This is a genomic window from Ancylobacter mangrovi (assembly GCF_024752335.1).
GTDB lineage: Bacteria > Pseudomonadota > Alphaproteobacteria > Rhizobiales > Xanthobacteraceae > Ancylobacter > Ancylobacter mangrovi.
This window is the reverse complement of sequence record NZ_JANTHY010000006.1, coordinates 289,810-310,881: the sequence shown is the minus strand read 5'-3', so window position 1 is coordinate 310,881 and position 21,072 is coordinate 289,810. Positions and strand designations below refer to the sequence as shown.

Below are 21,072 nucleotides of genomic sequence, written 5' to 3'. Positions count from 1 at the left end.
GCGCCCTACGGCGCGACCAGGTAGTGGTGCGACCACTCCGAGTCCGGGATCGCCGAGCCGAGCTTGTAGCTGAACGTCTTCACATCCATGCCGTCATGCTCGGTGAGGCAGTCATAGGAGAGGTGGTACCAGGTCCGGCCGCTGCGGATCGCCGCACCCGGGGCCTTGATCCTCGGCCCTTTCAGATGCGTGTCGGAATAGGCGTAAGCCACGAGTTCGTCCGGCTTCATGCCCTTGTGATCACGTCCGACCTCGCCCATCGCCTTGGTGTTGCAGCGCTGCTCGATCCGCTCGGAAGGATCGAGCATCTTCATCTCGGCGTCGCGCGAGCGGGCCTCGGCCGTCGTTGCAACGGCGATCAGGATGAGACCGCCAAACGCGAGACACATGATGGTTGCGGTAGTCGAAGAAGACATGAGCACCCGAATCCCTTTCGTATTGGCTGGTACCTTCAACCGGCCGCATGTGTCCATCCTGTGTCTTCACATCCGCGTTCTGCCGCAGGTCCACCGTGTTGCCGCCACCGGCGCGGCAGATTAGAACCGCGCCATGGCGTTGATGGATCTCGCAAACCCCACCCGCTTTCTCGCCCTTTCCGGGCGCGTCCTGCCGTGGCTATCCGGTACCGCCATTGTGATCGTGGCGATCGGGCTTGTCTTAGCATTTCGCGCCCCGGCGGATTACCAGCAGGGCGAGACGGTGCGGATCATGTACATCCACGTGCCGTTCGCCTGGCTCGCCATGCTCGGCTACACGCTGCTGGCCCTCTCCTCGCTCGGCATCCTGGTCTGGCGCCATCCGCTCGCCGACGTCGCGCACAAGACGATGGCGCCGATCGGCGCCTGCTTCGCCTTCCTGTGCCTCGTCACCGGCTCGCTCTGGGGCCGGCCGATGTGGGGCACTTACTGGGTGTGGGACGCGCGGCTGACCTCGATGCTGGTGCTGCTGCTGCTCTATCTCGGCCTGCTGGCGCTGCGCTCGGCGATCGAGGACCCGAACCAGGCCGGCCGCGCCGCCGCGGTGCTCTCGCTGGTCGGCTTCATCAACGTGCCGATCGTCAAGTTCTCGGTCGACTGGTGGAACACGCTGCACCAGCCGGCCTCGGTGTTCCGCATGGGCGGCTCGACCATCGACCCCAGCATGCTCTGGCCGCTGATGATCTGCGCCATCGGCTTCACGCTCGTGATGTTCGCCCTGCACATGGCGGCGATGCGCACCGAGATCCTGCGCCGGCGCCTGCGCGTGCTCGAAGCCCGCGCCGCCGCCGAAGCGGCCTATGCGTGAGCCGCGCCATGCTGGGTGAGCACGCCGTCTTCATCATCGCCGCCTTCGCGGCCAGCGTCGTCGTGCTCGGCCTGCTGACGCTGTGGACCGTGCTCGACGGGCGCGCCGTGCGGCGCCGGCTGGCGGAGCTGGAAGCGCGCGGCATAAGGCGTCGTTCGGCGGGCGGTGACGCCTCGTGAACGCCGCGCCCCCTCCCCCCGAGACGTCGAGCGCCGCACCAGAGAAACCGGCCGGGCGCACCGGCCGCCGGCTGCTGGTGCTGCTGCCGCTGATCGCCTTCGCGGCGCTGGCGGCACTGTTCTATGGCCGGCTGTTCTCGGGCGATCCCTCGCGCCTGCCCTCGGCGCTCATCGGCCACCCCGTGCCGAGCTTCGCCCTCGACCCGCTCGAGGGGCTGACCCACGACGGCGCGCCGGTGCCGGGCATCTCCTCGGCCGGGATGAGCGGCGGCGTGACGGTGCTGAACGTCTTCGCCTCCTGGTGCGCGCCCTGCCGCGACGAGCACCCCTATCTGGTCGAACTGTCGAAGATGCCGGGCTTCCGGCTGGTCGGGCTGAACTACAAGGACGACGGCGAGAACGCGCGCCGCTTCCTCGGCCGCTTCGGCAACCCCTATGCGGCGGTCGGCGTCGACCCCAACGGGCGCGCCGCGATCGACTGGGGCGTCTACGGCGTGCCGGAGACCTTCGTCATCGGCAAGGACGGGCGCATCGCCTACAAATTCGTCGGCCCTATCGACGAGCAGGGGCTGCGCGAGCGGCTGGTGCCGGCGATCGAGAAGGCGATGGCCGCCGGCTCCTGACGGCCCTCAGTTCCGCTCGTCCGGCAACGCCGGCAGCGGCATCACCTCGATCTCGTCCTCGAGCAGCGCGCGCACTTCCTCATGGCTCGCCTCGCCGTGGATCAGGCGCTTCTCCTCCGCGCCCTCATGCATGCGCCGGGCGGTCTCGGCGAACTCCTCGCCGACATAGTCGGAATGGGTGAGCACGTGCTCGCGCACCGCCTTCAGCATGGCGCGAAGCTGCTGCTCCTTCTCCGACATCAGTGCGACCGGCTGCGGCGCGCCGGGCGGGGCCTCGCGCGCGGGCTCCGGCTCGCTTGCCGCCTCGTCCTTGCCGGTGCCGCGCCCGAGCCAGGGCGCCATAATCGCCTTCTCCACCTCGGCCGAACCGCAGGCCGGGCAGGAGACGAGCCCCCGCGCGCGCTGCTCGTCATAGGCGGCCGAGTCGCGGAACCAGCTCTCGAAGCGATGGTCGTGCGCGCAGCACAGCGAATAGAGGATCATGCCGCGTCACCGGAGGCGGCGAGGTGGAGCCGGCCCGTATCCGCCGGCCCGACCAGCTCGAAACGCCGGCCGTGCTCGAGCGAGGGGATGCGCGTGCGCACCGAGGCGACCTTCGCCGGGTCGATCTCGGCGCTGATGACGCCGGGCTCGGTGCCGCCCTCGGCGAGGATCGTGCCCCAGGGGTCGATGATCAGGCTGTGGCCGAAGGTCTTGCGCCCGTTCTCATGCGCCCCGCCCTGCGCGGCGGCGAGCACATAGGCGCCGTTCTCGATCGCCCGCGCCCGCAGCAGCACGTGCCAGTGCGCCTCGCCGGTCGACTGGGTGAAGGCGGCGGGCACCGCGAGCATGCCGGCCCCGCCCTCGGCGAGCGCGCGGTACAGCGCGGGAAAGCGCAGGTCGTAGCAGATGGTCATGCCGAGGCGGACGCCGGGCAGGTCGGCCACCACGGCGAGCTCACCCGGGCGGTAGGCCGCGGATTCGCGGTAGACGTCGCCATTGGGCAGGTCGACGTCGAACATGTGGATCTTGTCGTAGCGCGCCAGGATCGCCCCGTCCGGGCCGAGCAGGAAGGAGCGGTTGGCGGCCCGGTGCTCGCTCGCCTTCACCGCCAGCGAGCCGATGTGCAGGTGCACGCCGAGCTCGGCCGCGAGCGCGCGGAAGGCCTTGAGCGCGGGATCGCTCTCCTCCTCGTGCAGCACCGCGAACAGCGCCTGGCGATTCTCCTCCATCGTGCCGGTCATCTCCGGCGTCTGGATGTAGCTCGCCCCGCCGGCCGCCGCCTCGCGGATCAGCTCCGATGCCGCCGCGACATTCGCCTCGACGCTCTTGGCGGTGCGCATCTGGACCAGCGCGGCGCGGAACGGAGCGCCCCGTTCGGGCGCCTTCGCGGCTGTGGAAGCATCGGTCATGGCGTGTCTCTGTCGGCTGAAGGTCGGTCAGGTGGCGAGCAGCGTGTCGAGCTCGCCCGCCTCGTCCAGCGCGTAGATGTCGTCGCAGCCGCCGACATGGCGGCCGTCGATGAAGATCTGCGGCACGCTGGTCCGCCCATTGGCCCGTTTCGACATCGTCGAGCGCGCGACCGGGTCGCCGGTCACGTTGATCTCGGAGAATTCCACCCCCTTGCGCTTCAGCAGCTCCTTGGCGGCGATGCAGTAGGGGCAGGTATAGGTGGTGTAGATCTCGACCTGGGACATGGGATCGGCCTCGTCAGCCCCGGCACGAGCCGGCGGCTTCCTATGATATGGGCGATGAGGGCCCGTCAACAACCCGCGCGAACACCAGAACGTCCACCCGCCCCGCGCCCGCCCGGCTCAGCGCCTTGGCGCAGGCGTCAAGCGTCGCGCCGGTGGTGAGCACGTCGTCGACCAGCACCACGCGCCTTCCCTTCAGCTCGGCGCGCGCCTCGTCGGGCACCTCGAAGGCGCCGGCGACATTGGCCGCACGGGCGGCACGGTCGAGCCCGACCTGGGGCGGCGTGGCGCGGCGGCGCGCCAGCCAGGAGGTGCGCGCCGGCACGCCGCTGATGCACTGCAGCGCGAGCGCGAGGGCGGCGGACTGGTTGAAGCGCCGCCGCCACAGCCGCATCGCGTGAAGCGGCACCGGCACCAGGGCCTCGGCATCCGCCAGCACGTCCGCCCCGGCCCGGGCCATCATCCGCGCCATCGGCGCGGCGACGTCGAGCCGGTCGGCATATTTGAGCGCATGGACGAGGTCGCGCGCCACCTCGCCGAACAGAGCGGCGGCGCGGGCGCGGTGATAGGCAGGCGGCGCCTCCAGCGCGGCGGCCGACAGGCGCGGGTTCCCGCCGACGGGATCGGAATCATAGGGCAGCGGGATGCCGAGCCGGTCGCAATAGGGCCGCTCGATGAGGCTGAGCCTCGACCAGCAGGAGGGGCACAGGCAGCCCGGCTCGCTCACCGCCGCCCGGCAGGCCATGCAGCTCGGCGGCAGGGCGAGGTCGACCGCACCGCGGGCGGCCGCGCGCATGCCCCGGCCGACGCGCATCGCCGTGCGCGCCAGCAGCCCCGCCGCGGGTGCTGCCTCATTGCCGCTTCCGGCGGCGATTTCCGGCCCCTGCCCATTGTCCATGGCGACCAGCATACCATCTGCGCAGGAGCCGTCACCGATCCGTGCACCGGGCGCCGGCCACCGGGCTTTGACCCGGCCGCGCGAGCGTCCTATGGCTCCGGCGACCCAACCCCGAGGAGTGCCGATGTCCGGACCCGTCGCGATCTTCGACCCCGAGGCGCTCGCGGCGCGGCGGCGGCGCGCGCTGGCGCTGGGCGCCGAGACCTTCCTGCTCGACCGGGTGGCCGAGGACCTCGCCGACCGGCTCGGCGCGGTGAAGCGCCGCTTCGAGAGCGCGGTCGATCTCGGCACGCCGGCCTCCGCCGTCAGCGCGGCGCTCGCCCGTTCCGAGATGGTCGGGCGGCTCTTCGCCTGCGGGCCGGCCGAGCGCGTCGACGTCGATGCGGTGATCGATCCCGAGGCCCTGCCCTTCGGCGCCCAGACGCTCGACCTCGTCGTCTCCGCGCTGGCGCTCCAGACCGTCAACGACCTGCCGGGCGTGCTGGCGCAGATCCGCCGCGCGCTGAAGCCGGACGGGCTGCTGCTCGCCGCCCTGTTCGGCGCCGGCACGCTTTCCGAGCTGCGCGAGGCGTTCGCGGTCGCCGAGAGCGAGACCGTGGGCGGCATCTCGCCGCGCGTCGCGCCGTTCGCGGACCTGCGCGACCTCGGCGCCCTGCTGCAGCGCGCCGGTCTCGCCCTGCCGGTCACCGATGTCGACCGCATCACCGTGCGCTACGCCCACCCGCTGGCGCTGATGCAGGACCTGCGCCGCATGGGCGCGGCCAACCCGCTCGCCGACCGGCGCCGCGCGCCGCTGCGCCGCGACACGCTGGCGCGCCTGTTCGAGGTCTATGCGGAGCGCTTCTCCGATCCGGACGGGCGCCTGCGCGCCACCTTCGAGGTGGTGTGGATCTCCGGCTGGGCACCGCATGAGAGCCAGCAGAAGCCGCTGCGCCCCGGCTCGGCGAAGATGCGCCTCGCCGATGCGCTCAAGGTGCCCGAGGGGCGGCTGCCCGGCGAAAAGTAGAGCGCGCTAGCGCCCCGGCCCGAGCAGATCGAGCAGCACCGGGATCAGCGGCTCGTCGGCCGGCGGCATCGGGTAGTCGCGCAGGCGGCCGGGCTTCACCCAGGCGAGGCGCTGGCCCTCGCGGCCGTGCGGCGTGCCTTCCCAGCGCCGGCAGATCCACAGCGGCATCAGCAGCTGGAAGGTCTCATAGGTGTGGCTGGCGAAGGTGAGCGGGGCGAGGCACGGCTCCGCCACCGTGATGCCGAGCTCCTCGGCGAGCTCGCGGATCAGGCACTCCTCCAGCCGCTCGCCCGGCTCCACCTTGCCGCCGGGAAACTCCCACAGCCCCGCGAGCTGCTTGCCCTCGGGACGCTCGGTGAGCAGCACGCGCCCGTCCGCATCGACGAGCGCGCAGGCGGCGACGAGGACGAGCTTCATCGGCGCGCCCTCAGGAACGGTAGTCGCCATTGATGGCGATATATTCCTTGGTGAGATCGCAGGTCATCACCCGGTCGGAGCCGCGCCCGAGCCCGATGTCGACGGTGATGTCGATCACCTCGTTCTTCATGTAGGCGGAGGTCTCGGCCTCGTCGTAGTCGGGATCGCGCGCGCCCTTGTGGGCGACCCGGATGTCGCCGAAGGAGATCGTCAGCAGGTCGCGCTCGGCCGGCTCGCCCGCCTTGCCGACCGCCATGACGATGCGGCCCCAGTTCGCGTCCTCGCCCGCCACCGCGGTCTTCACCAGCGGCGAATTGGCGATCGACATGGCGATGCGCCGCGCCGAGCGCTTGGAGACCGCGCCGGTGACGTGGATCTTCACCAGCTTGCGCGCGCCCTCCCCGTCCCGCGCCACCTGCTCGGCGAGGTCGGCCAGCACGCCCTTCAGCGCGCGGCGAAAGCCCGCCAGCCGGGCATCCTTCGGGTCCGCGATCATCGGCGCGCCGGCGGCGCCGGTGGCGAACATCATCAGCGTGTCGGAGGTCGAGGTGTCGCCGTCCACCGTCACGGCGTTGAAGCTGTCGACCACGCCCTTGGAGAGCAGGTCCTGCAGCGCCGGGGCGGCGATCGCCGCGTCGGTGAAGACGAAGGAGAGCATGGTCGCCATGTCGGGGGCGATCATGCCCGCGCCCTTGGCGATGCCGGCGATGCGCACCTTCACCCCGTCGATGGTCGCGCTCGCGGTGGCGAGCTTGGGGAAGGTGTCGGTGGTCATGATCGCCCGCGCCGGGTCGATCCAGGGCAGCGGCGCGAGACGGGTCGCCGTCTCCTCCAGCACGCCGTCATATTTGGTGGCGTCGAGCGGCTCGCCGATCACGCCGGTGGAGGCGAGGAAGATCTCGCCCTCCGCGCAGCCCAGCGCCCGGGCCGCGATCTTCGCCGTCAGCGCGGTCGCCTCGCGGCCCTTCTGGCCGGTGAAGGCGTTGGCATTGCCGGAATTCACCACCAGCGCCCGCGCTCTTCCGCCGGCGAGGTTGTCGCGGCACCACTCGACCGGGGCCGAGGGGCATTTCGAGCGGGTGAACACGCCGGCCACGCTCGTCCCCTCGTCCATCTCCACCAGCAGCACGTCGGTGCGGCCCTTGTAGCGGATGCCGGCCTCGGCGGTGGCGAAGCGCACGCCGGCCACCGGGCCGACATCGGGCGTCGTCTTCGGCGCGAGGGGAGAGACCGGGGAAGCGTGGGACATGGGACGTCTCGGCTGGATGGGCGGGGAAGGGCCGCACGGGTGTGCCCGAGAAGCGAGACATCCGCAAGACGGCGTGGATGAGAGGGCGCACATGCGCGGCGCTGCGGAACGAACCGCCCGCGCAAGGAAAAAGGCCCCGGATGCGCGATCCGGGGCCTTCGTTCCGTCAGTCGATCGGAACCCGAAGGGCCGCGATCACTGCGCCGGCTTCGCCGGGTCGGCGGGCTGGGCCGGGGCATCCGTGGCGGGCGCATCCGCGGCGGGCGCGTCCGGCTTCGGCGCGGCGTCGGTCTTCACCACCTTCGCCTGCTCGCGCAGCTTCTGCACCGCCTCGGCCTGCGCCTTCTGGGCGAGGAACTGCTGGATCTGCGGCTTCACTTCCTCGAAGGTCGGCACCGGCTTCTCGCGGGTCTCCTCGACCTTGATGATGTGCCAGCCGAACGGGCTCTTCACCGGCTCGGAGATCTGGCCCGGCTTCAGCTTGAAGGCGGCGTCGGCGAAGGCCGGCACCATCTGCTCCTTGGTGAAGAAGCCGAGATCGCCGCCATCCTCCTTGCCCGAGGGGTCTTCGGTCAGTTCCTTGGCGACGGTGGCGAAATCCTCGCCCTTCTTCAGCCGCGCCTCGACGGCATCGGCCTTCTTCTTGGCGGCCTCGGAGGACTTGGGATCATTGGCGTCGACCCGGAACAGGATGTGGCGCGCATGCACCTCCTCCTCCGGCTTCTGGTTCGCCACGGCGTCCTGATAGGTCTTCTGCATGGCCTCGTCGGTCATCGCGTCCTTGACCGCCTTGTCGAGCGCGGCCTGCATCAGCAGACGCTGGCGGATGAAGTCCATCTGGCGCTTGAACTCGGCGGTCTGGTCGAGCTTCTCGGCCTCGGCGGCCTGGGCCACCGCGGTCAGGTCGATGAGGAAGCCGAGCACATATTCGTCGCGGGCCGGCCCCTTGAGCTGCGGCGGCAGGTTCTGGCCCAGCTCCTCGGTGGCGGCGGCGACGTCACTGCGGCGGATCTCGGTGCCGTTCACGGTGGCGAGCACGGGATCGGAATCCGTCGCCGCCGGGGCGGCGGTGTCGGACGGCGCGGCGGCGGGCGCAGCGGTGGACGACTGGGCCAGCGCCGGCAGGGTCGGCAGCACGGCAACGCCGAGCAGCGCGGCCAGGGCGGCGGCGCGCAGCAGCCCGGCAGGGCGGAGGCGCGACGTGTGCGCGGCATGCAGGCGATGGGGGGTCATGAAATCTGTCCTTGGGTTGCGGTTGTCCGCGGTTGAGGCGGCGAAAGCTGGCCCAGTCGGGCGTTTGTTGCAAGGGTAACGGTACGGACAATGAACATCGGCCCGGCACGGGGCGGCCGCGCCGTCGTGACGATCGAGCAGCCCCGTCCGGCCGGACGGCGGTCCGAGAAAACTCCACGCGCCGACGTCCGACCCGCGATTGACAACCCCCAAACCCGTTCATAAGTGTGGCACGCGGTGCGCGACCTCGGTCGCGCTCGCGTTTATGTGACGCAAGAACCCGCAAGCCGTTCGCGGCGGCGCGGCCCGACAGACCCATTTCGGCCGTAAATGGCGTCTCGATGAAGTGAGCCTCGCGCGCGCCTGCCGCTTGCGAACCAAGGGCTTGCAAACCAAGGGCCCGGCGGCCCGTCTCGCCGCGCCCCGGACCTACTCTGGCGGGAACGGATTGGAAGCCTCATGCTCGGCGCCATCGCGCGAAAGATTTTCGGATCGGCCAATGACCGCCGCGTGCGCGGCTACCAGCCGAAAGTCGCGGCCATCAACGCGCTCGAACCGGAGCTCTTGAAGCTCTCCGACGAGGAGCTGCGCGCGCGCACCGTGGCGTTCCGCGAGCAGCTTGCCAACGGCGCCAGCCTCGACGACCTGCTGGTGCCCGCCTTCGCCACCGTGCGCGAGGCGGCGCGGCGCGCGCTCGGCCAGCGCCACTTCGACGTCCAGCTTATCGGCGGCATGGTGCTGCATGAGCGCGGCATCGCCGAGATGCGCACCGGTGAAGGCAAGACGCTGGTCGCCACCGCCCCGGTCTATCTCAACGCCCTCACCGGCAAGGGTGTGCACGTCGTCACCGTGAACGACTACCTCGCCAAGCGCGACGCCGAATGGATGGGCCGCGTCTACCGCTTCCTCGGCCTCACCACCGGCATCATCGTCCACGGCATGGACGACACCGAGCGCCGCGAGGCCTATGCCTGCGACGTCACCTACGCCACCAACAACGAGCTCGGCTTCGACTATCTGCGCGACAACATGAAGTACGAGCTGTCGCAGATGGTGCAGCGCCCGCACCACTATGCGGTGGTGGACGAGGTCGATTCGATCCTGGTCGACGAGGCGCGCACACCGCTCATCATCTCCGGCCCGCTCGACGACCGCTCCGACTTCTACAACACCATCGACACCTTCATCCCGCGCATGGCGAAGGAGGACTACGAGGTCGACGAGAAGCAGCGCACCGTCACCATGACCGAGGCCGGCATGGAGAAGATGGAGCAGATGCTGCGCGACGCCGGGCAGCTCAAGGGCGAGACGCTGTACGACATCGAGAACGTCACCGTCGTCCACCATGTGAACCAGGCGCTGCGCGCCCACACGCTGTTCCAGCGCGACAAGGACTACATCGTGCGCAACGGCGAGGTCGTCATCATCGACGAGTTCACCGGCCGCATGATGCCGGGCCGGCGCTATTCGGAAGGCCTGCACCAGGCGCTGGAGGCCAAGGAGCGGGTCCAGGTCCAGCCCGAGAACCAGACCTTCGCCTCCATCACCTTCCAGAACTACTTCCGCATGTACGAGAAGCTGGCCGGCATGACCGGCACGGCGGCGACCGAGGCGGAGGAGTTCCAGGACATCTACAATCTCGAGGTGATCGAGATCCCGACCAACCTGCCGGTGCAGCGCATCGACGACGACGACGAGGTCTACCGCTCGGCCGGCGAGAAATACAACGCCATCATCGACCTGATCGACGATTGCAAGACCCGCGGCCAGCCGGTGCTGGTCGGTACCACCTCGATCGAGAAGTCCGAGCTGCTCGCCGAGCTCCTGAAGAAGCGCGGCTTCCGCCAGAAGGACTTCGCCGACCCCGACGCCTTCCGCCCGCTCTATGACGGCGACCAGGGCAAGGCGGACGACAGGGTGTTCGCGGTGCTGAACGCCCGCCACCACGAGCAGGAATCCTACATCGTCGCGCAGGCCGGCGTGCCCGGCGCCATCACCATCGCCACCAACATGGCCGGCCGCGGCACCGACATCCAGCTCGGCGGCAATGCCGAGATGCGGATCTCGCACGAGCTGACGCATCTGCCCGAAGGCGAGGAGCGCGCCGCCGCCGAGGCCCGCCTGCGCGCGGACATCGCCGTCCTCAAGGAGAAGGCGCTCGCCGCTGGCGGTCTTTACGTGATCGGCACCGAGCGCCACGAGAGCCGGCGCATCGACAACCAGCTGCGCGGCCGCTCGGGCCGCCAGGGCGACCCTGGCCATTCCAGGTTCTTCCTGTCGCTGGAAGACGACCTGATGCGCATCTTCGGGTCGGACCGGCTCGACGGCATGCTGCAGAAGCTCGGCCTGAAGGAAGGCGAGGCCATCATCCATCCCTGGATCAACAAGGCTCTGGAGAAAGCGCAGCAGAAGGTCGAGGCGCGCAACTACGACATCCGCAAGAACCTGCTCAAATACGACGACGTGATGAACGACCAGCGCAAGGTCGTGTTCGAGCAGCGCGTCGAGCTGATGCACGACGAGGACGTCGCCGAGACCGTGGCCGAGATGCGCCACGGCGTGATCGAGGACCTCGTGACCCGCTTCGTGCCGCCCAACGCCTATCCCGAGCAGTGGGACACGGACGGGCTCGGCGAGGCGCTGCGCCACGTGCTCGGCCTCGAGCTGCCGGTCAAGGAATGGGCCGCCGAGGAAGGCATCGCCGACGAGGAGATGCGCGAGCGCATCCAGACCCGCGCCGACGAGGCCATGGCGGCCAAGGTGGCCCAGTACGGCCCCGAGATCATGCGCTATGTCGAGAAGTCGATCCTGCTGCAGACGCTCGACCATCTCTGGCGCGAGCACCTCGTCACGCTCGACCATCTGCGCCAGGTCATCGGCCTGCGCGGCTACGCCCAGCGCGACCCGCTGAACGAGTACAAGTCGGAGGCCTTCCAGCTCTTCGAGGCGATGCTCTCGAACCTGCGCGAGGCGGTGACCGCCCAGCTCATGCGGGTCGAGGTGATGGCTGCGCCGCAGACCGAGCCGGAGCCGGCGGTGACCGCGCATCACATCGACGCCGTCACCGGCGAGGACGAGTTCGCGCTGGCCGATGCCGAGTTCGCGAGCGCCGCCACGCTGGCGCCGGAGGCCGAAGCCGCGCCGCGCCGCGATCCCAACAACCCCGCGAGCTGGGGCCGGGTCGGGCGCAACGAGCCCTGCCCGTGCGGCTCGGGCCTCAAATACAAGCACTGCCACGGCAAGTTCGCGTAAGCGGCAGGGCCGGCTGGATGAGCGGGATGTCCTCATGAGCGCGTCGGAAGCCGGCCCGCCATCGGAGGACATCCTCGCCGAGATCGAGGCGGCCGAGCAGCGCCTGCGCCACGCCGCGCTGCACGGCAATGTCGCCGCGCTCGACCGGATCCTGGCCGACGACCTGATCTATGTCGACCAGAACGGGCAGTTCCTCTCCAAGCAGGACGACATCGACCTCCACCGCACCGGCGCGCTGAAGCTCACGCGGCTGGTCTTCTCGGACATCCGGCTGCGCGCGATCAGCGAGGATGCCGGGCTCGCCGTGGTGCGGGTGGATGTGCGTGGCCACGCGGCCGGCGTCGCCTTCTCGGCGACGATGCGCTACTCGCGCGTGTGGCGGCGCATCGCCGGCGACTGGCGCGTCATCTCTACCCAGTCGACCTTCATCGCCTGAGCGGCGGGCAGGCTTCCGCGACGCGCCGCATGGGGCGCGCCTTCCCCGGACGCATCGTCCCGGGGCAACTCATATCCACCTGAACCTGAAAACCGGCGCGGCCGCGCAAGGCAGACTGCCGACCGCCGTCACTGCACCGAGGAGGAGAAGCCGCCGGGCGACAGGATGCTGGCGCCGGGCAGGCCCGATTCCGTGCGGGCGGGCGTGGTGCCGTAGAGCGCTTCCTGCCCGTTCGCGGCGACCGAGGGTCGCAGCGCCGGCCCAGCGGCGGAACCGGACGCGGGAGCGGTCGCCGTCGCCGACGAACCCGACAGCGTCTCGTAATAGGCCTGGGCCGCCGCCTGGCCGGGGCTCGGCACCACCGGCATGCGCCTGGGCTGCTGCGGCGTCTCGGGGGCAGCGGAGGACGTCGTGGTCGTCGTCGCGGGGCGCTGGCTCGGTGCGGCGGGTGCCGGACGCGGCGCCTGGGCCGGGACCGCGGCGGTCCGGGCCGGCGCGGCCGGGCGCGCCGAACTTTGCGCGGGCACGACCGGACGTTCCGGCGGCACCGGCGCGTCGACGGGCATGGCGGCGCTCGGCGCCGGCTCCGACGGACCGCCGCCGAACAGGCGCCCGAACGAGAAGCCGCTCGACGTCTCGCCGGTAGGCGCCTCGGTGGTCGGCGCCGCGGCAGTGGCCGAGGCATCCGGGTTCTCGCCGCTCCGGCTGAACAGGCTGCGCACGCTGTCGAGGAAGCCGCCGCCGGATTCGAGCGAGGCGACCTGCGCCGATGCGGGAGCCGTGCCACCGGCCGCCGGCGCGTCCTGCGGCACGGCGGAGGATGCGGCCTCGCGCGCCGTCGAGCTCGGGATCAGCCGGCTGAGGAAGGAGGGCTGCTCGGAAGCGGAGGCCACCTGCGTGCCCGCCCCCGGCGCATCGTCCGGGCGGGGCGTGGGCAGCGGCACGTCGGCGCTCACCGGCACCATGTCGGCCCTGGCGAGCGCGATCGTGTCCTCCGGCGCCGGCTCGTTGGTGGCGACGCCATAGTCGCTCCCCGGCGGCTTGACCACGGCCGGCAGCGAGCCGGGCGCGGAAAGCTCGGGATTGGCCAGCTTGGCGAGGAACACCTTGTTCATGCCGCCGTCCTTGCCGGTCGTGACCGGGGCGACGGGCGCGAGCGGGCCGGCGCTGGCGATCTGGGTGTCGACCTGCCGGGCACGCGCGGCCAGCGTCTCGGCGAGGCCGTCGGGCTGGGTGTATTCCGGGCAGGGCAAGGAGGCGTCGAAGCGCCGGCCCGGATCGACCGGCGTCGCGTCGAACACGTAGCGCTTGCTGCAATAGTCGACCTTCGGCGGCTGCTTGGTCAGTTCGAACGTGTCGCTGCCGCGCTTCAGCATCTTCCAGAAGGCGAGGTTCGGATTGTTGCGATGGCGCACCAGATTGTCCGCCGTCATGCGGAACGGATAGGCCTGCACCTGGAAGGCGCGCTGCCCGCCCCGGAAGCTCTCGCGGCCGAGCGCGAAGATCTCCTGCACCTGCTCGTCGGTCATCGCGTAGCAGCCGCGCGAGGAGCAGTCGCCATGCACCATCAGGTTGGAGCCGGTGCGGCCCCAGGCGCGGTCATAGGCGTTGGGAAAGCCGAGATCGAACGACAGGTAGTAGCTGGAGTTCGGGTTCATCTGGCCGGGGGTGATGGTGTAGAAGCCCTCCGGCGCCTGCCGGTCGCCTTCCTTCACCTTGGGGCCGAGTTCGCCGGACCAGCGGCAGATCGGATAGGTCTTGAGCAGCGCGTAATCGCCGCTCGTGGTCTGCTTCCAGACCTCCAGCTCCGATTCTTCCTTGTAGATGCGCACGACGATCGGGCTGTCCTTGGACATGCCCTTGTCGCTGATCAGCGCCAGCGTCTGCGGCGAGAGCGCCTTCATCGCCTTGGCGTTGATGGAAGGGGATTCGTCGCCGGTGCAGGCGGCAAGGGCGAGCGCGGCGCAGCCGCCGAGCAGGGCCATGCGCCAGCGCGCGCCCGCTCCTGCGCCGAAGAGCCGAGACAACACCGGAAGGCTCACCTTCACCACTCCCCGCTCGTCCACGAACAAGACGAACCCGATTCGAAAGCGTTACCCTCGGTCGTACCCTACCGCAACCCGGCCGGGATACCCCTCAGAGATTGCGCCCTATGGCGAGGAACTTCTCCCGCCTCGCCTTGCGCAGGCCCCGCGGGTCCAGGCCCTCGAGCTCGCGCAACGCCGCTTCGATGGCGTCTCCGGTCGCGACCATCGCCGCCTCGGGATCGCGATGCGCCCCGCCCACCGGCTCGGCGATGACCGAGTCGACGATGTGAAGGCGCGCCAAGTCCTGGGCGGTGATCTTCATGTTCATCGCCGCTTCCTGCGCCTTCGCGGTGTCGCGCCACAGGATCGAGGCCGCCCCCTCGGGCGAGATCACGCTGTAGATCGCGTGTTCCAGCATCAGGACCCGGTTCGCCGTGGCGATCGCGATCGCACCACCCGAGCCACCCTCGCCGATGATCACGGCGACATTGGGGACGCCGAGCGCGAGGCACGCGTCGGTCGAGCGGGCGATCGCCTCGGCCTGCCCGCGCTCCTCTGCGTCGAGGCCGGGGAAGGCGCCGGCGGTGTCGACCAGCGACACCACGGGCAGCTCGAAGCGGTCGGCGAGCTCCATCAAGCGGACTGCCTTGCGGTAGCCCTCGGGGCGCGCCATGCCGAAATTGTGTTTGATCCGGGTCTCGGTGGTGGAGCCCTTCTCATGGCCGATCAGGCACACCGCCTGCCCGCGGAATCGCGCCAGCCCGCCCACGATCGCCGCGTCGTCGCCGAATTTGCGGTCGCCGGCCAGCGGGGTGAACTCCTCGAACAGCGCACTCGCATAGTCGGAGAAGTGCGGGCGCATCGGATGGCGCGCCACCTGCGTCTTCTGCCACGGCGTGAGGCTGGCATAGAGCTGGGTCAGCGCGTCCTGCGCCTTGCCCTCGAGACGGACGATGTCGTCCCCGATGGCGACCGCGTCGCCCTGCGCCGCCATGGCGCGCAGTTCTTCCAGCTTGGCCTCAAGCTCGGCCACGGGCTTTTCAAAATCGAGGTAGCTTCGCATTGATTGTCGATGGAACCGGGGGAAAGGAGAGTGGGGCGCCCGGACGAGCAGCCGGCGGAAACGCGCGGAAGCTGCCCGGATAGGTGGGCGACGTCAAGGCACGCCCGGCATTTGGGTTACTCGCTTTCCTCCGAGCCGAGCGGATGAAGGTCGCGCACGAGGCTTTTCAGCCGCTCGTCTAGTACGTGGGTATAGATTTGCGTGGTCGAGATGTCGCTGTGCCCGAGCAGCGTCTGCACGATGCGCAATTCTGCCCCGTGCGCCAGCAGGTGGCTGGCGAAGGCGTGGCGCAGCACGTGGGGCGAGATGCGTGCCGGGTCGATGCCGGCGGCGAGCGCGAGATCCTTGAGGTCGAGCGCCACCTGCTGGCGGGTGACGTGCCCGCTCGCCGCGCCGGAAGGAAACAGCCAGCGCGTCCCCGGCCCGCCCGCCTTCGCGGCCTGAGGGCCCACCGCCCGGCCCTCGCGGGCCTTCTCGCCGGACGTCCTCGCCTCGGCGGCCTTCGCCATCGCGTCGCCATAGGCGCGCATGGCGGCCTTCGCTGCGTCCCCGAGCGGCACCAGCCGCTCCTTGTTTCCCTTGCCGCGCACGATGATCGCCTCGCCCTTCAGCCCGGCGGCGGAGGCGGGCAGCGCCGCGAGTTCGGACACACGCAGGCCGGTCGCGTAGAGCAGCTCGATGAAGCAGGCGACGCGCGCGCGTCGCGCCGCCTCGCCCGGCGTCGGCGCCTCGGCCCGGGCGCGCTCATGTGCGATCTCGATCAGCCGCGTCACCTCCGCCTCGGCCAGCACCTTGGGCAGCGGGCGCACCCGGCGCGGGCCTTCCAGCACGGCTGCCGGATCGTCGCCGCGATGGCCCTCGACATAGAGGAAGCGGTGGAACTGGCGGATCGCGGAGAGCTTGCGCGCCACGCTGGCGCCGGCGAGCCCGCGCCGGTCGAGCTCGGCGAGGAAGGCGCGGATGTCCTCGGTGGTCGCCGCGCCCGCCTCCAGCCCCCGGTCGAGCAGGAAGGCCTCGTAGTCGTCGAGGTCGCGGCCATAGGCGGAGAGCGTGTTGGCGCCCGCCCCGCGCTCGGCGGCCAGCATGTCGAGGAACGCCCGCGCGCTTCCCGTCATGGCGCCGTTCCCCTCATGGCGCGCGCGGGCTCATTTGGCGAAGCGGTCCTGCGGCACCGTCAGGTTCATCTCCCGCGGCTGCGGATGGACGAGATTGGCGAAGGCCCACAGCGTGCCGTAGCCGATGCCCCCGAGCAGGGCGAGAATGACGAGGAGACGGATAAGGCTCGGCATGGGCGATGCACGACCGTTCGAATCGATGAGTCCGGAATGGCCCATGCTAGAGCGTTTCGGCCGGCATAAGGAAGCAGCAGCGCCACATTGCGTCACCGGATCGCCAATGATAGGTCGCCAGCGAGCAACGGACACGGGCGATGACGACCGATTTCGACGACGCCAGGGCGGCGAGGCTGCGCGAGCTGCTGGGCACGCGCTCCATCGTGCTGGTGGGCATGATGGGGGCGGGCAAGTCGTCGGTGGGCAAGCGCCTCGCCCGCCGGCTCGCCCTCCCCTTCGCCGATGCCGACACCGAGATCGAGCAGGCCGCCGGCATGTCGATCCCGGAAATCTTCGCCCATCACGGCGAGGCCGCCTTCCGCGACGGCGAGAAGAAGGTGATCGCCCGCCTTCTGGAGGGCGGCCCGGGGGTGCTCGCGACCGGCGGCGGTGCCTATATGAACGCGCAGACGCGCGCCGCCATCGCCGACGCCGCCGTCTCGGTGTGGCTGAAGGCCGACCTCGACCTGCTGCTGCGCCGGGTGCGCCGGCGCGACGACCGGCCGCTGCTGCGCACCGAGGACCCCGCCGGGACGCTGGCGCGGCTGATCGATGAGCGCTATCCGGTCTATGCCGGGGCGGCCGTCACCGTCACCTCGCGCGACGTGCCGCAGGAAGTGATGGTGGACGAGGTTATCGAGGCGCTCGACCGCCATCTCGGCGGCAGCGGGACGGGAGCAGACGCGTGAGTGAAGCCGCCATTCTTTCCAACGATGTCACCACGCTGCCGGTGCAGCTCGGCGAGCGCTCCTACGACATCGTCATCGGCCCGCGCCTGCTCGCCGAGGCCGGCGCGCGCATCGCCGCGCTGCGGCCGGGCGCGCGGGTGGGCATCGTGACCGACCGCAACGTCGCCGAGCGTCATCTCGCCACGCTCGAGGACTCGCTGCGCTCCGCCGGCCTCACCCCCTCGGCGGTCGTGGTCGAGCCGGGCGAGAAATCGAAGAGCTACGGCGTGTTCGAGCAGGTGGTCGACGCGCTGCTGGAGAGCCGCATCGAGCGGCGCGACCTGGTGCTGGCGCTGGGCGGCGGCGTGGTGGGCGACCTCGCCGGCTTCGCGGCGGCCTCGCTGCGGCGCGGGGTCGATTTCGTGCAGGTGCCGACCAGCCTGCTGGCGCAGGTGGATTCCTCGGTCGGCGGCAAGACCGGCATCAATTCGCGCCACGGCAAGAACCTCGTCGGCGCCTTCCACCAGCCGATCCTGGTGCTGGCCGACACCGACGTGCTCGGCACGCTGCCGCTGCGCGAGTTCCGCGCCGGCTATGCCGAGGTGGCCAAATGCGCGCTGATCGACAACGCGCCCTTCTTCGCCTGGCTGGAGCGCCGGTGGCAGGACGTGTTCGGCGGCGGCCCGGCGCGGATCGAGGCGATCGCCAGCAGCTGCGCCGCCAAGGCCGCCGTGGTCGCCCGCGACGAGAAGGAGACCGGCGACCGCGCCCTGCTCAATCTCGGCCACACCTTCGGCCATGCGCTGGAGGCGGGTGCGGGCTTCTCCTCGCGCCTTCTCCACGGCGAGGCGGTGGCGATCGGCACCGCGCAGGCGTTCCGCTTCTCCGCCAGCCAGGGCCTGTGCAGCGCCGAGGACGCCGAGCGGGTGGCGCGCCATCTCAAGGCGGTCGGCCTGCCGACCCGCATCGCCGACATTCCCGGCGCGCTGCCGGACACGGACGGGCTGATGGACCTGATCGCGCAGGACAAGAAGGTCTCGCGCGGCTCGCTGACCTTCATCCTCACCCACGGCATCGGCCGGTGCTTCATCGCCCGCGACGTCGACCCGGCCGCCGTGCGCGCCTTCCTCGACCGCGAGCGCGCCGCCGGCTGAGGCACGCGGGCTAGAAATGGGCGGGCGGCCCCTCGGGCCGCGCGCGCACATCGTCGCTGCCGCCCCGCCGGTCCGGGCAGGGAGCGGCACCAGAGCTGGGGAAGCCGAATCCCGGGAGGGCCCATTGACGACCTATGACTGGCTGGCTCTCGGCGCCGTCGCCGTCTGTCTGCTGCTGTCCTTCTTCTTCTCGGGCAGCGAGACCGCCCTCACCGCCTCCTCCAAGGCGCGCATGCACGCGCTGGAGAAGAACGGCGACAAGCGGGCCACCCTCGTCAACCGCATGATGGAGCGCCGGGAGCGGCTGATCGGCGGCATCCTGCTCGGCAACAACCTCGTCAACATCGCCGCCTCCTCGCTCGCCACCGGCCTGCTGCTGGCCTGGTTCGGCTCGGCCGGCATCGCCTATGCGACGCTCGGCATGACGATCATCGTCGTCATCTTCTCCGAGGTGCTGCCCAAGACCATCGCCCTCAACCATCCCGACAGCGTGTCGCTGATGGTGGCGCGGCCGATCCGCGCCATCGTCAGTCTGTTCGGGCCGCTCACCCTCGCCATCGAGGCGCTGGTGCGCGCGCTGCTGGGCGCCGTCGGGGTGCCGGTCGGCAAGACCAAGAGCGTGCTCACCGCCGCCGAGGAGCTGCGCGGCGCGGTCGACCTGCTGCACCGCGAGGGCAGCGTGGTGAAGGACGAGCGCGACATGCTCGGCGGCCTGCTCGACCTCGGCGAGCTGGAGGTCTCCGACATCATGGTCCACCGCACCAAGATGGCGAGCCTCAACGCCGACGAGCCGCCCGAAAAGCTGGTGAACGAGGTGCTGGCCTCCCCCTTCACCCGCCTGCCGCTGTGGCGCGAGCGCCCCGACAACATCGTCGGCGTGCTGCACGCCAAGGACCTGCTGCGCGAGCTGCGCACCATCGGCAACGACATCGCCGGGCTCGACATCGAGAAGATCGCCCTGCCCGCCTGGTTCGTACCGGACGTCACCTCGCTTGCCGACCAGCTCAAGGCGTTCCGCCGCCGCAAGCAGCACTTCGCCCTCGTCGTCGACGAGTATGGCGAGGTGATGGGCCTCGTGACGCTGGAGGACATCCTGGAGGAAATCGTCGGCGACATCTCCGACGAGCACGACAAGGCCTTCGCCGGCGCGCGCCGCAATCCGGACGGCTCGGTGAGCGTGGAAGGCTCGATGGCGATCCGCGACCTCAACCGCGCCATGGGCTGGGAACTGCCGGACGAGGAGGCGACCACCATCGCCGGCCTCGTCATCCACGAGGCGCGCATCATTCCCGAGCCGGGCCAAGCCTTCATCTTCCACGGCTTCCGGTTCCAGGTGATGCGCAAGCAGCGCAACCGCATCACCCTGCTGCGGGTGAGCCCGCTGCCGCGCCCGGCCTGAGGCGCCGGACGGGAACCTATCGCTCGCGATACGCTGGAATTGGCGCGCGCACGCCCCATATAGGCTGGGCCAGTCTCCCGGCATCGAACGCAGGCGCGCCGCGCCCGGGCCTATTCGCCCGGGGCCGAGGCCTCGATCGCCAGGGCGTGCAGGCCGCGGGCGATCTCGTCCGCCAGCAGGCCGTTCACGATGCGATGCCGGGCGAGACGGTTCTGACCGCGGAACGCCTCCGCCACGATCCGCACACGAAGATGAGTGAGATGTCCCGCACGGTGCCCGCCATGGCCTTCATGCCGATGACTCTCGTCCTTGAGCTCGAGCACCTGGGGCGAGAGTTCGGCCAGCGCCGCCCGCACGCGGGCCAGCGCTTCGGCAACGGCATCGGTACGATCAGGGGTGGCGCTCATGGTCGCTGCGGTATCCGTCCAACGGCCCGGCGTCAATATCGTCCGAACGGACGGTGACGGCGCCGCGGTTTCTTGTATACCTGGCCCGGCAGAAGCATAATCGATCCGTCATGAAGTTCGACTCCCCCATATTCGACCGCATCCGCGTGAAGCCGGACCGCGATCGTCGCCTTAAGGCGGAAGGCCCCGTCTGCGAATGGCAGGGGTGCTGCAATCCGGCGACCCATCGCGCGCCGAAGGGCCGCGACCGCGAGGGCCAGTTCTGGCGCTACTGTTTCGATCACGTGCGCGAGTACAACCAGTCCTACAACTACTTCTCCGGCATGCCGGACGAAGACGTCATGGCCTATCAGAAGGATGCCATGACCGGCCATCGGCCGACCTGGAAGATGGGATCGCGGGGCGGCGATTCGGAACGCCGGGCCTATGCCCGCCACCACCAGCCGGAAGGCTTTGTGGACCCGTTCGGCATGTTCGGCGAGGTCGGCGGCAGCGAACGACCCGAGCCGGAGGCCCCGCGCGAGAACCGGATGATCCGCAATGCCGAGCGCCGGGCCTTTGAATCGCTCGGCGTCGAGATCTCGGCCACGCCGCAGGAGATCAAGGCACGGTTCAAGCTTCTGGTGAAGAAATACCATCCGGACGCGAATGGCGGCGACATTTCGACCGAGGACCGCCTGCGCGACGTCATCCAGGCCTATAATCATCTCAAGAGCGCGGGCTACTGCTAGCAACGCCGTCCGCCAGACCAGCCCGCGGCAGAAGCCCGGTAA

Annotated in this window: 23 protein-coding genes; 10 read left to right on the top strand and 13 right to left on the bottom strand. The window is 70.3% G+C overall.

Annotation, left to right across the window (positions count from 1 at the left end):
• Positions 1-5: 5 nt before the first annotated feature.
• On the bottom strand, positions 6-389 hold the full coding sequence (locus NVS83_RS16830) for a DUF930 domain-containing protein (RefSeq protein ID WP_258734532.1): 384 nt from the start codon (positions 387-389) through the stop codon (positions 6-8).
• A gap of 160 nt (positions 390-549) precedes the next feature.
• Here NVS83_RS16830 and NVS83_RS16825 point away from each other — a divergent pair, with 160 nt between their 5' ends.
• The 3 genes from NVS83_RS16825 to NVS83_RS16815 are packed head-to-tail and all read left to right on the top strand — an operon-like array spanning position 550 to position 2,086.
• Positions 550-1,284, top strand: coding sequence for a heme ABC transporter permease (locus NVS83_RS16825; protein ID WP_258740341.1), 735 nt, complete (start codon positions 550-552; stop codon positions 1,282-1,284).
• Between the two features lie 8 nt (positions 1,285-1,292).
• Complete coding sequence (ccmD, locus tag NVS83_RS16820; protein ID WP_258734534.1) at positions 1,293-1,463, top strand: heme exporter protein CcmD; 171 nt, start codon at positions 1,293-1,295, stop codon at positions 1,461-1,463.
• Positions 1,460-2,086, top strand: coding sequence for a DsbE family thiol:disulfide interchange protein (locus NVS83_RS16815; protein WP_374115079.1), 627 nt, complete (start codon positions 1,460-1,462; stop codon positions 2,084-2,086). Before ccmD ends, NVS83_RS16815 begins: the two co-directional genes overlap by 4 nt.
• A 6-nt stretch (positions 2,087-2,092) precedes the next feature.
• Here NVS83_RS16815 and NVS83_RS16810 read toward each other — a convergent pair whose 3' ends face one another.
• The 4 genes from NVS83_RS16810 to NVS83_RS16795 are packed head-to-tail and all read right to left on the bottom strand — an operon-like array spanning position 2,093 to position 4,669.
• Positions 2,093-2,569, bottom strand: a complete 477-nt coding sequence (locus NVS83_RS16810; protein WP_258740340.1) for a DUF1178 family protein — start codon at positions 2,567-2,569, stop codon at positions 2,093-2,095.
• Entirely contained in the window at positions 2,566-3,477 is a 912-nt protein-coding gene (locus tag NVS83_RS16805) for a carbon-nitrogen hydrolase family protein (RefSeq protein ID WP_258740339.1), read from the bottom strand. Before NVS83_RS16805 ends, NVS83_RS16810 begins: the two co-directional genes overlap by 4 nt.
• A gap of 27 nt (positions 3,478-3,504) precedes the next feature.
• Entirely contained in the window at positions 3,505-3,762 is a 258-nt protein-coding gene (gene grxC / locus NVS83_RS16800) for a glutaredoxin 3 (RefSeq protein WP_258734537.1), read from the bottom strand.
• A 40-nt stretch (positions 3,763-3,802) separates the two neighbouring features.
• On the bottom strand, positions 3,803-4,669 hold the full coding sequence (locus tag NVS83_RS16795) for a ComF family protein (protein WP_441296846.1): 867 nt from the start codon (positions 4,667-4,669) through the stop codon (positions 3,803-3,805).
• Between the two features lie 112 nt (positions 4,670-4,781).
• Between NVS83_RS16795 and NVS83_RS16790 the strand changes: the two genes are divergently transcribed.
• Entirely contained in the window at positions 4,782-5,663 is an 882-nt protein-coding gene (locus NVS83_RS16790; RefSeq protein ID WP_258740338.1) for a methyltransferase domain-containing protein, read from the top strand.
• Between the two features lie 6 nt (positions 5,664-5,669).
• Here the strand turns inward: NVS83_RS16790 and NVS83_RS16785 are convergent, their stop codons facing one another.
• The 3 genes from NVS83_RS16785 to NVS83_RS16775 form a co-directional block, all read right to left on the bottom strand.
• The gene (locus NVS83_RS16785; protein ID WP_258740404.1) at positions 5,670-6,080 is read right to left on the bottom strand and encodes a (deoxy)nucleoside triphosphate pyrophosphohydrolase; all 411 of its coding nucleotides are present in this window, start codon (positions 6,078-6,080) and stop codon (positions 5,670-5,672) included.
• Positions 6,081-6,090: 10 nt separating this feature from the next.
• Positions 6,091-7,329, bottom strand: coding sequence for a bifunctional glutamate N-acetyltransferase/amino-acid acetyltransferase ArgJ (gene argJ, locus NVS83_RS16780; protein WP_258740337.1), 1,239 nt, complete (start codon positions 7,327-7,329; stop codon positions 6,091-6,093).
• Between the two features lie 195 nt (positions 7,330-7,524).
• On the bottom strand, positions 7,525-8,562 hold the full coding sequence (locus NVS83_RS16775) for a peptidylprolyl isomerase (protein ID WP_258734540.1): 1,038 nt from the start codon (positions 8,560-8,562) through the stop codon (positions 7,525-7,527).
• A gap of 459 nt (positions 8,563-9,021) precedes the next feature.
• Here NVS83_RS16775 and secA point away from each other — a divergent pair, with 459 nt between their 5' ends.
• Together secA and NVS83_RS16765 are read left to right on the top strand one after the other, a co-directional pair.
• A complete protein-coding gene (gene secA, locus NVS83_RS16770; protein WP_258740336.1) occupies positions 9,022-11,814 on the top strand; it encodes a preprotein translocase subunit SecA in 2,793 nt (930 codons plus the stop codon).
• A gap of 34 nt (positions 11,815-11,848) precedes the next feature.
• Positions 11,849-12,250, top strand: a complete 402-nt coding sequence (locus NVS83_RS16765) for a nuclear transport factor 2 family protein (protein ID WP_258740335.1) — start codon at positions 11,849-11,851, stop codon at positions 12,248-12,250.
• 128 nt (positions 12,251-12,378) lie between these two features.
• Here NVS83_RS16765 and NVS83_RS23470 read toward each other — a convergent pair whose 3' ends face one another.
• The 4 genes from NVS83_RS23470 to NVS83_RS16745 all read right to left on the bottom strand — a co-directional run bounded on the left by NVS83_RS23470 (position 12,379) and on the right by NVS83_RS16745 (position 16,629).
• Entirely contained in the window at positions 12,379-14,292 is a 1,914-nt protein-coding gene (locus NVS83_RS23470) for a L,D-transpeptidase family protein (protein WP_309486211.1), read from the bottom strand.
• Between the two features lie 94 nt (positions 14,293-14,386).
• Positions 14,387-15,340, bottom strand: coding sequence for an acetyl-CoA carboxylase carboxyltransferase subunit alpha (locus tag NVS83_RS16755; RefSeq protein WP_258734544.1), 954 nt, complete (start codon positions 15,338-15,340; stop codon positions 14,387-14,389).
• A 116-nt stretch (positions 15,341-15,456) separates the two neighbouring features.
• Positions 15,457-16,455 (bottom strand): site-specific tyrosine recombinase XerD, encoded by a 999-nt coding sequence (locus NVS83_RS16750; RefSeq protein WP_258740334.1) that lies wholly within the window; start codon positions 16,453-16,455, stop codon positions 15,457-15,459.
• 30 nt (positions 16,456-16,485) lie between these two features.
• Positions 16,486-16,629: a hypothetical protein gene (locus tag NVS83_RS16745; RefSeq protein ID WP_258734546.1), complete on the bottom strand. Its 144-nt coding sequence runs from the start codon at positions 16,627-16,629 to the stop codon at positions 16,486-16,488.
• A 140-nt stretch (positions 16,630-16,769) separates the two neighbouring features.
• Here NVS83_RS16745 and NVS83_RS16740 point away from each other — a divergent pair, with 140 nt between their 5' ends.
• From NVS83_RS16740 to NVS83_RS16730, 3 genes are all read left to right on the top strand, one after another.
• The gene (locus tag NVS83_RS16740; protein WP_258740333.1) at positions 16,770-17,360 is read left to right on the top strand and encodes a shikimate kinase; all 591 of its coding nucleotides are present in this window, start codon (positions 16,770-16,772) and stop codon (positions 17,358-17,360) included.
• The gene (gene aroB, locus NVS83_RS16735) at positions 17,357-18,493 is read left to right on the top strand and encodes a 3-dehydroquinate synthase (protein ID WP_258740332.1); all 1,137 of its coding nucleotides are present in this window, start codon (positions 17,357-17,359) and stop codon (positions 18,491-18,493) included. The genes NVS83_RS16740 and aroB overlap by 4 nt, the downstream gene beginning before the upstream one ends.
• Before the next feature lie 124 nt (positions 18,494-18,617).
• The gene (locus tag NVS83_RS16730; protein ID WP_258734549.1) at positions 18,618-19,892 is read left to right on the top strand and encodes an HlyC/CorC family transporter; all 1,275 of its coding nucleotides are present in this window, start codon (positions 18,618-18,620) and stop codon (positions 19,890-19,892) included.
• Positions 19,893-20,002: 110 nt separating this feature from the next.
• On the opposite strand, the gene NVS83_RS16725 is transcribed toward NVS83_RS16730, so the two are convergent.
• Complete coding sequence (locus NVS83_RS16725) at positions 20,003-20,299, bottom strand: BolA family protein (protein ID WP_258740331.1); 297 nt, start codon at positions 20,297-20,299, stop codon at positions 20,003-20,005.
• Between the two features lie 110 nt (positions 20,300-20,409).
• On the opposite strand from NVS83_RS16725, the gene NVS83_RS16720 reads away from it, so the two are divergent.
• Positions 20,410-21,030 (top strand): J domain-containing protein, encoded by a 621-nt coding sequence (locus tag NVS83_RS16720; protein ID WP_258734551.1) that lies wholly within the window; start codon positions 20,410-20,412, stop codon positions 21,028-21,030.
• Positions 21,031-21,072 lie beyond the last annotated feature (42 nt).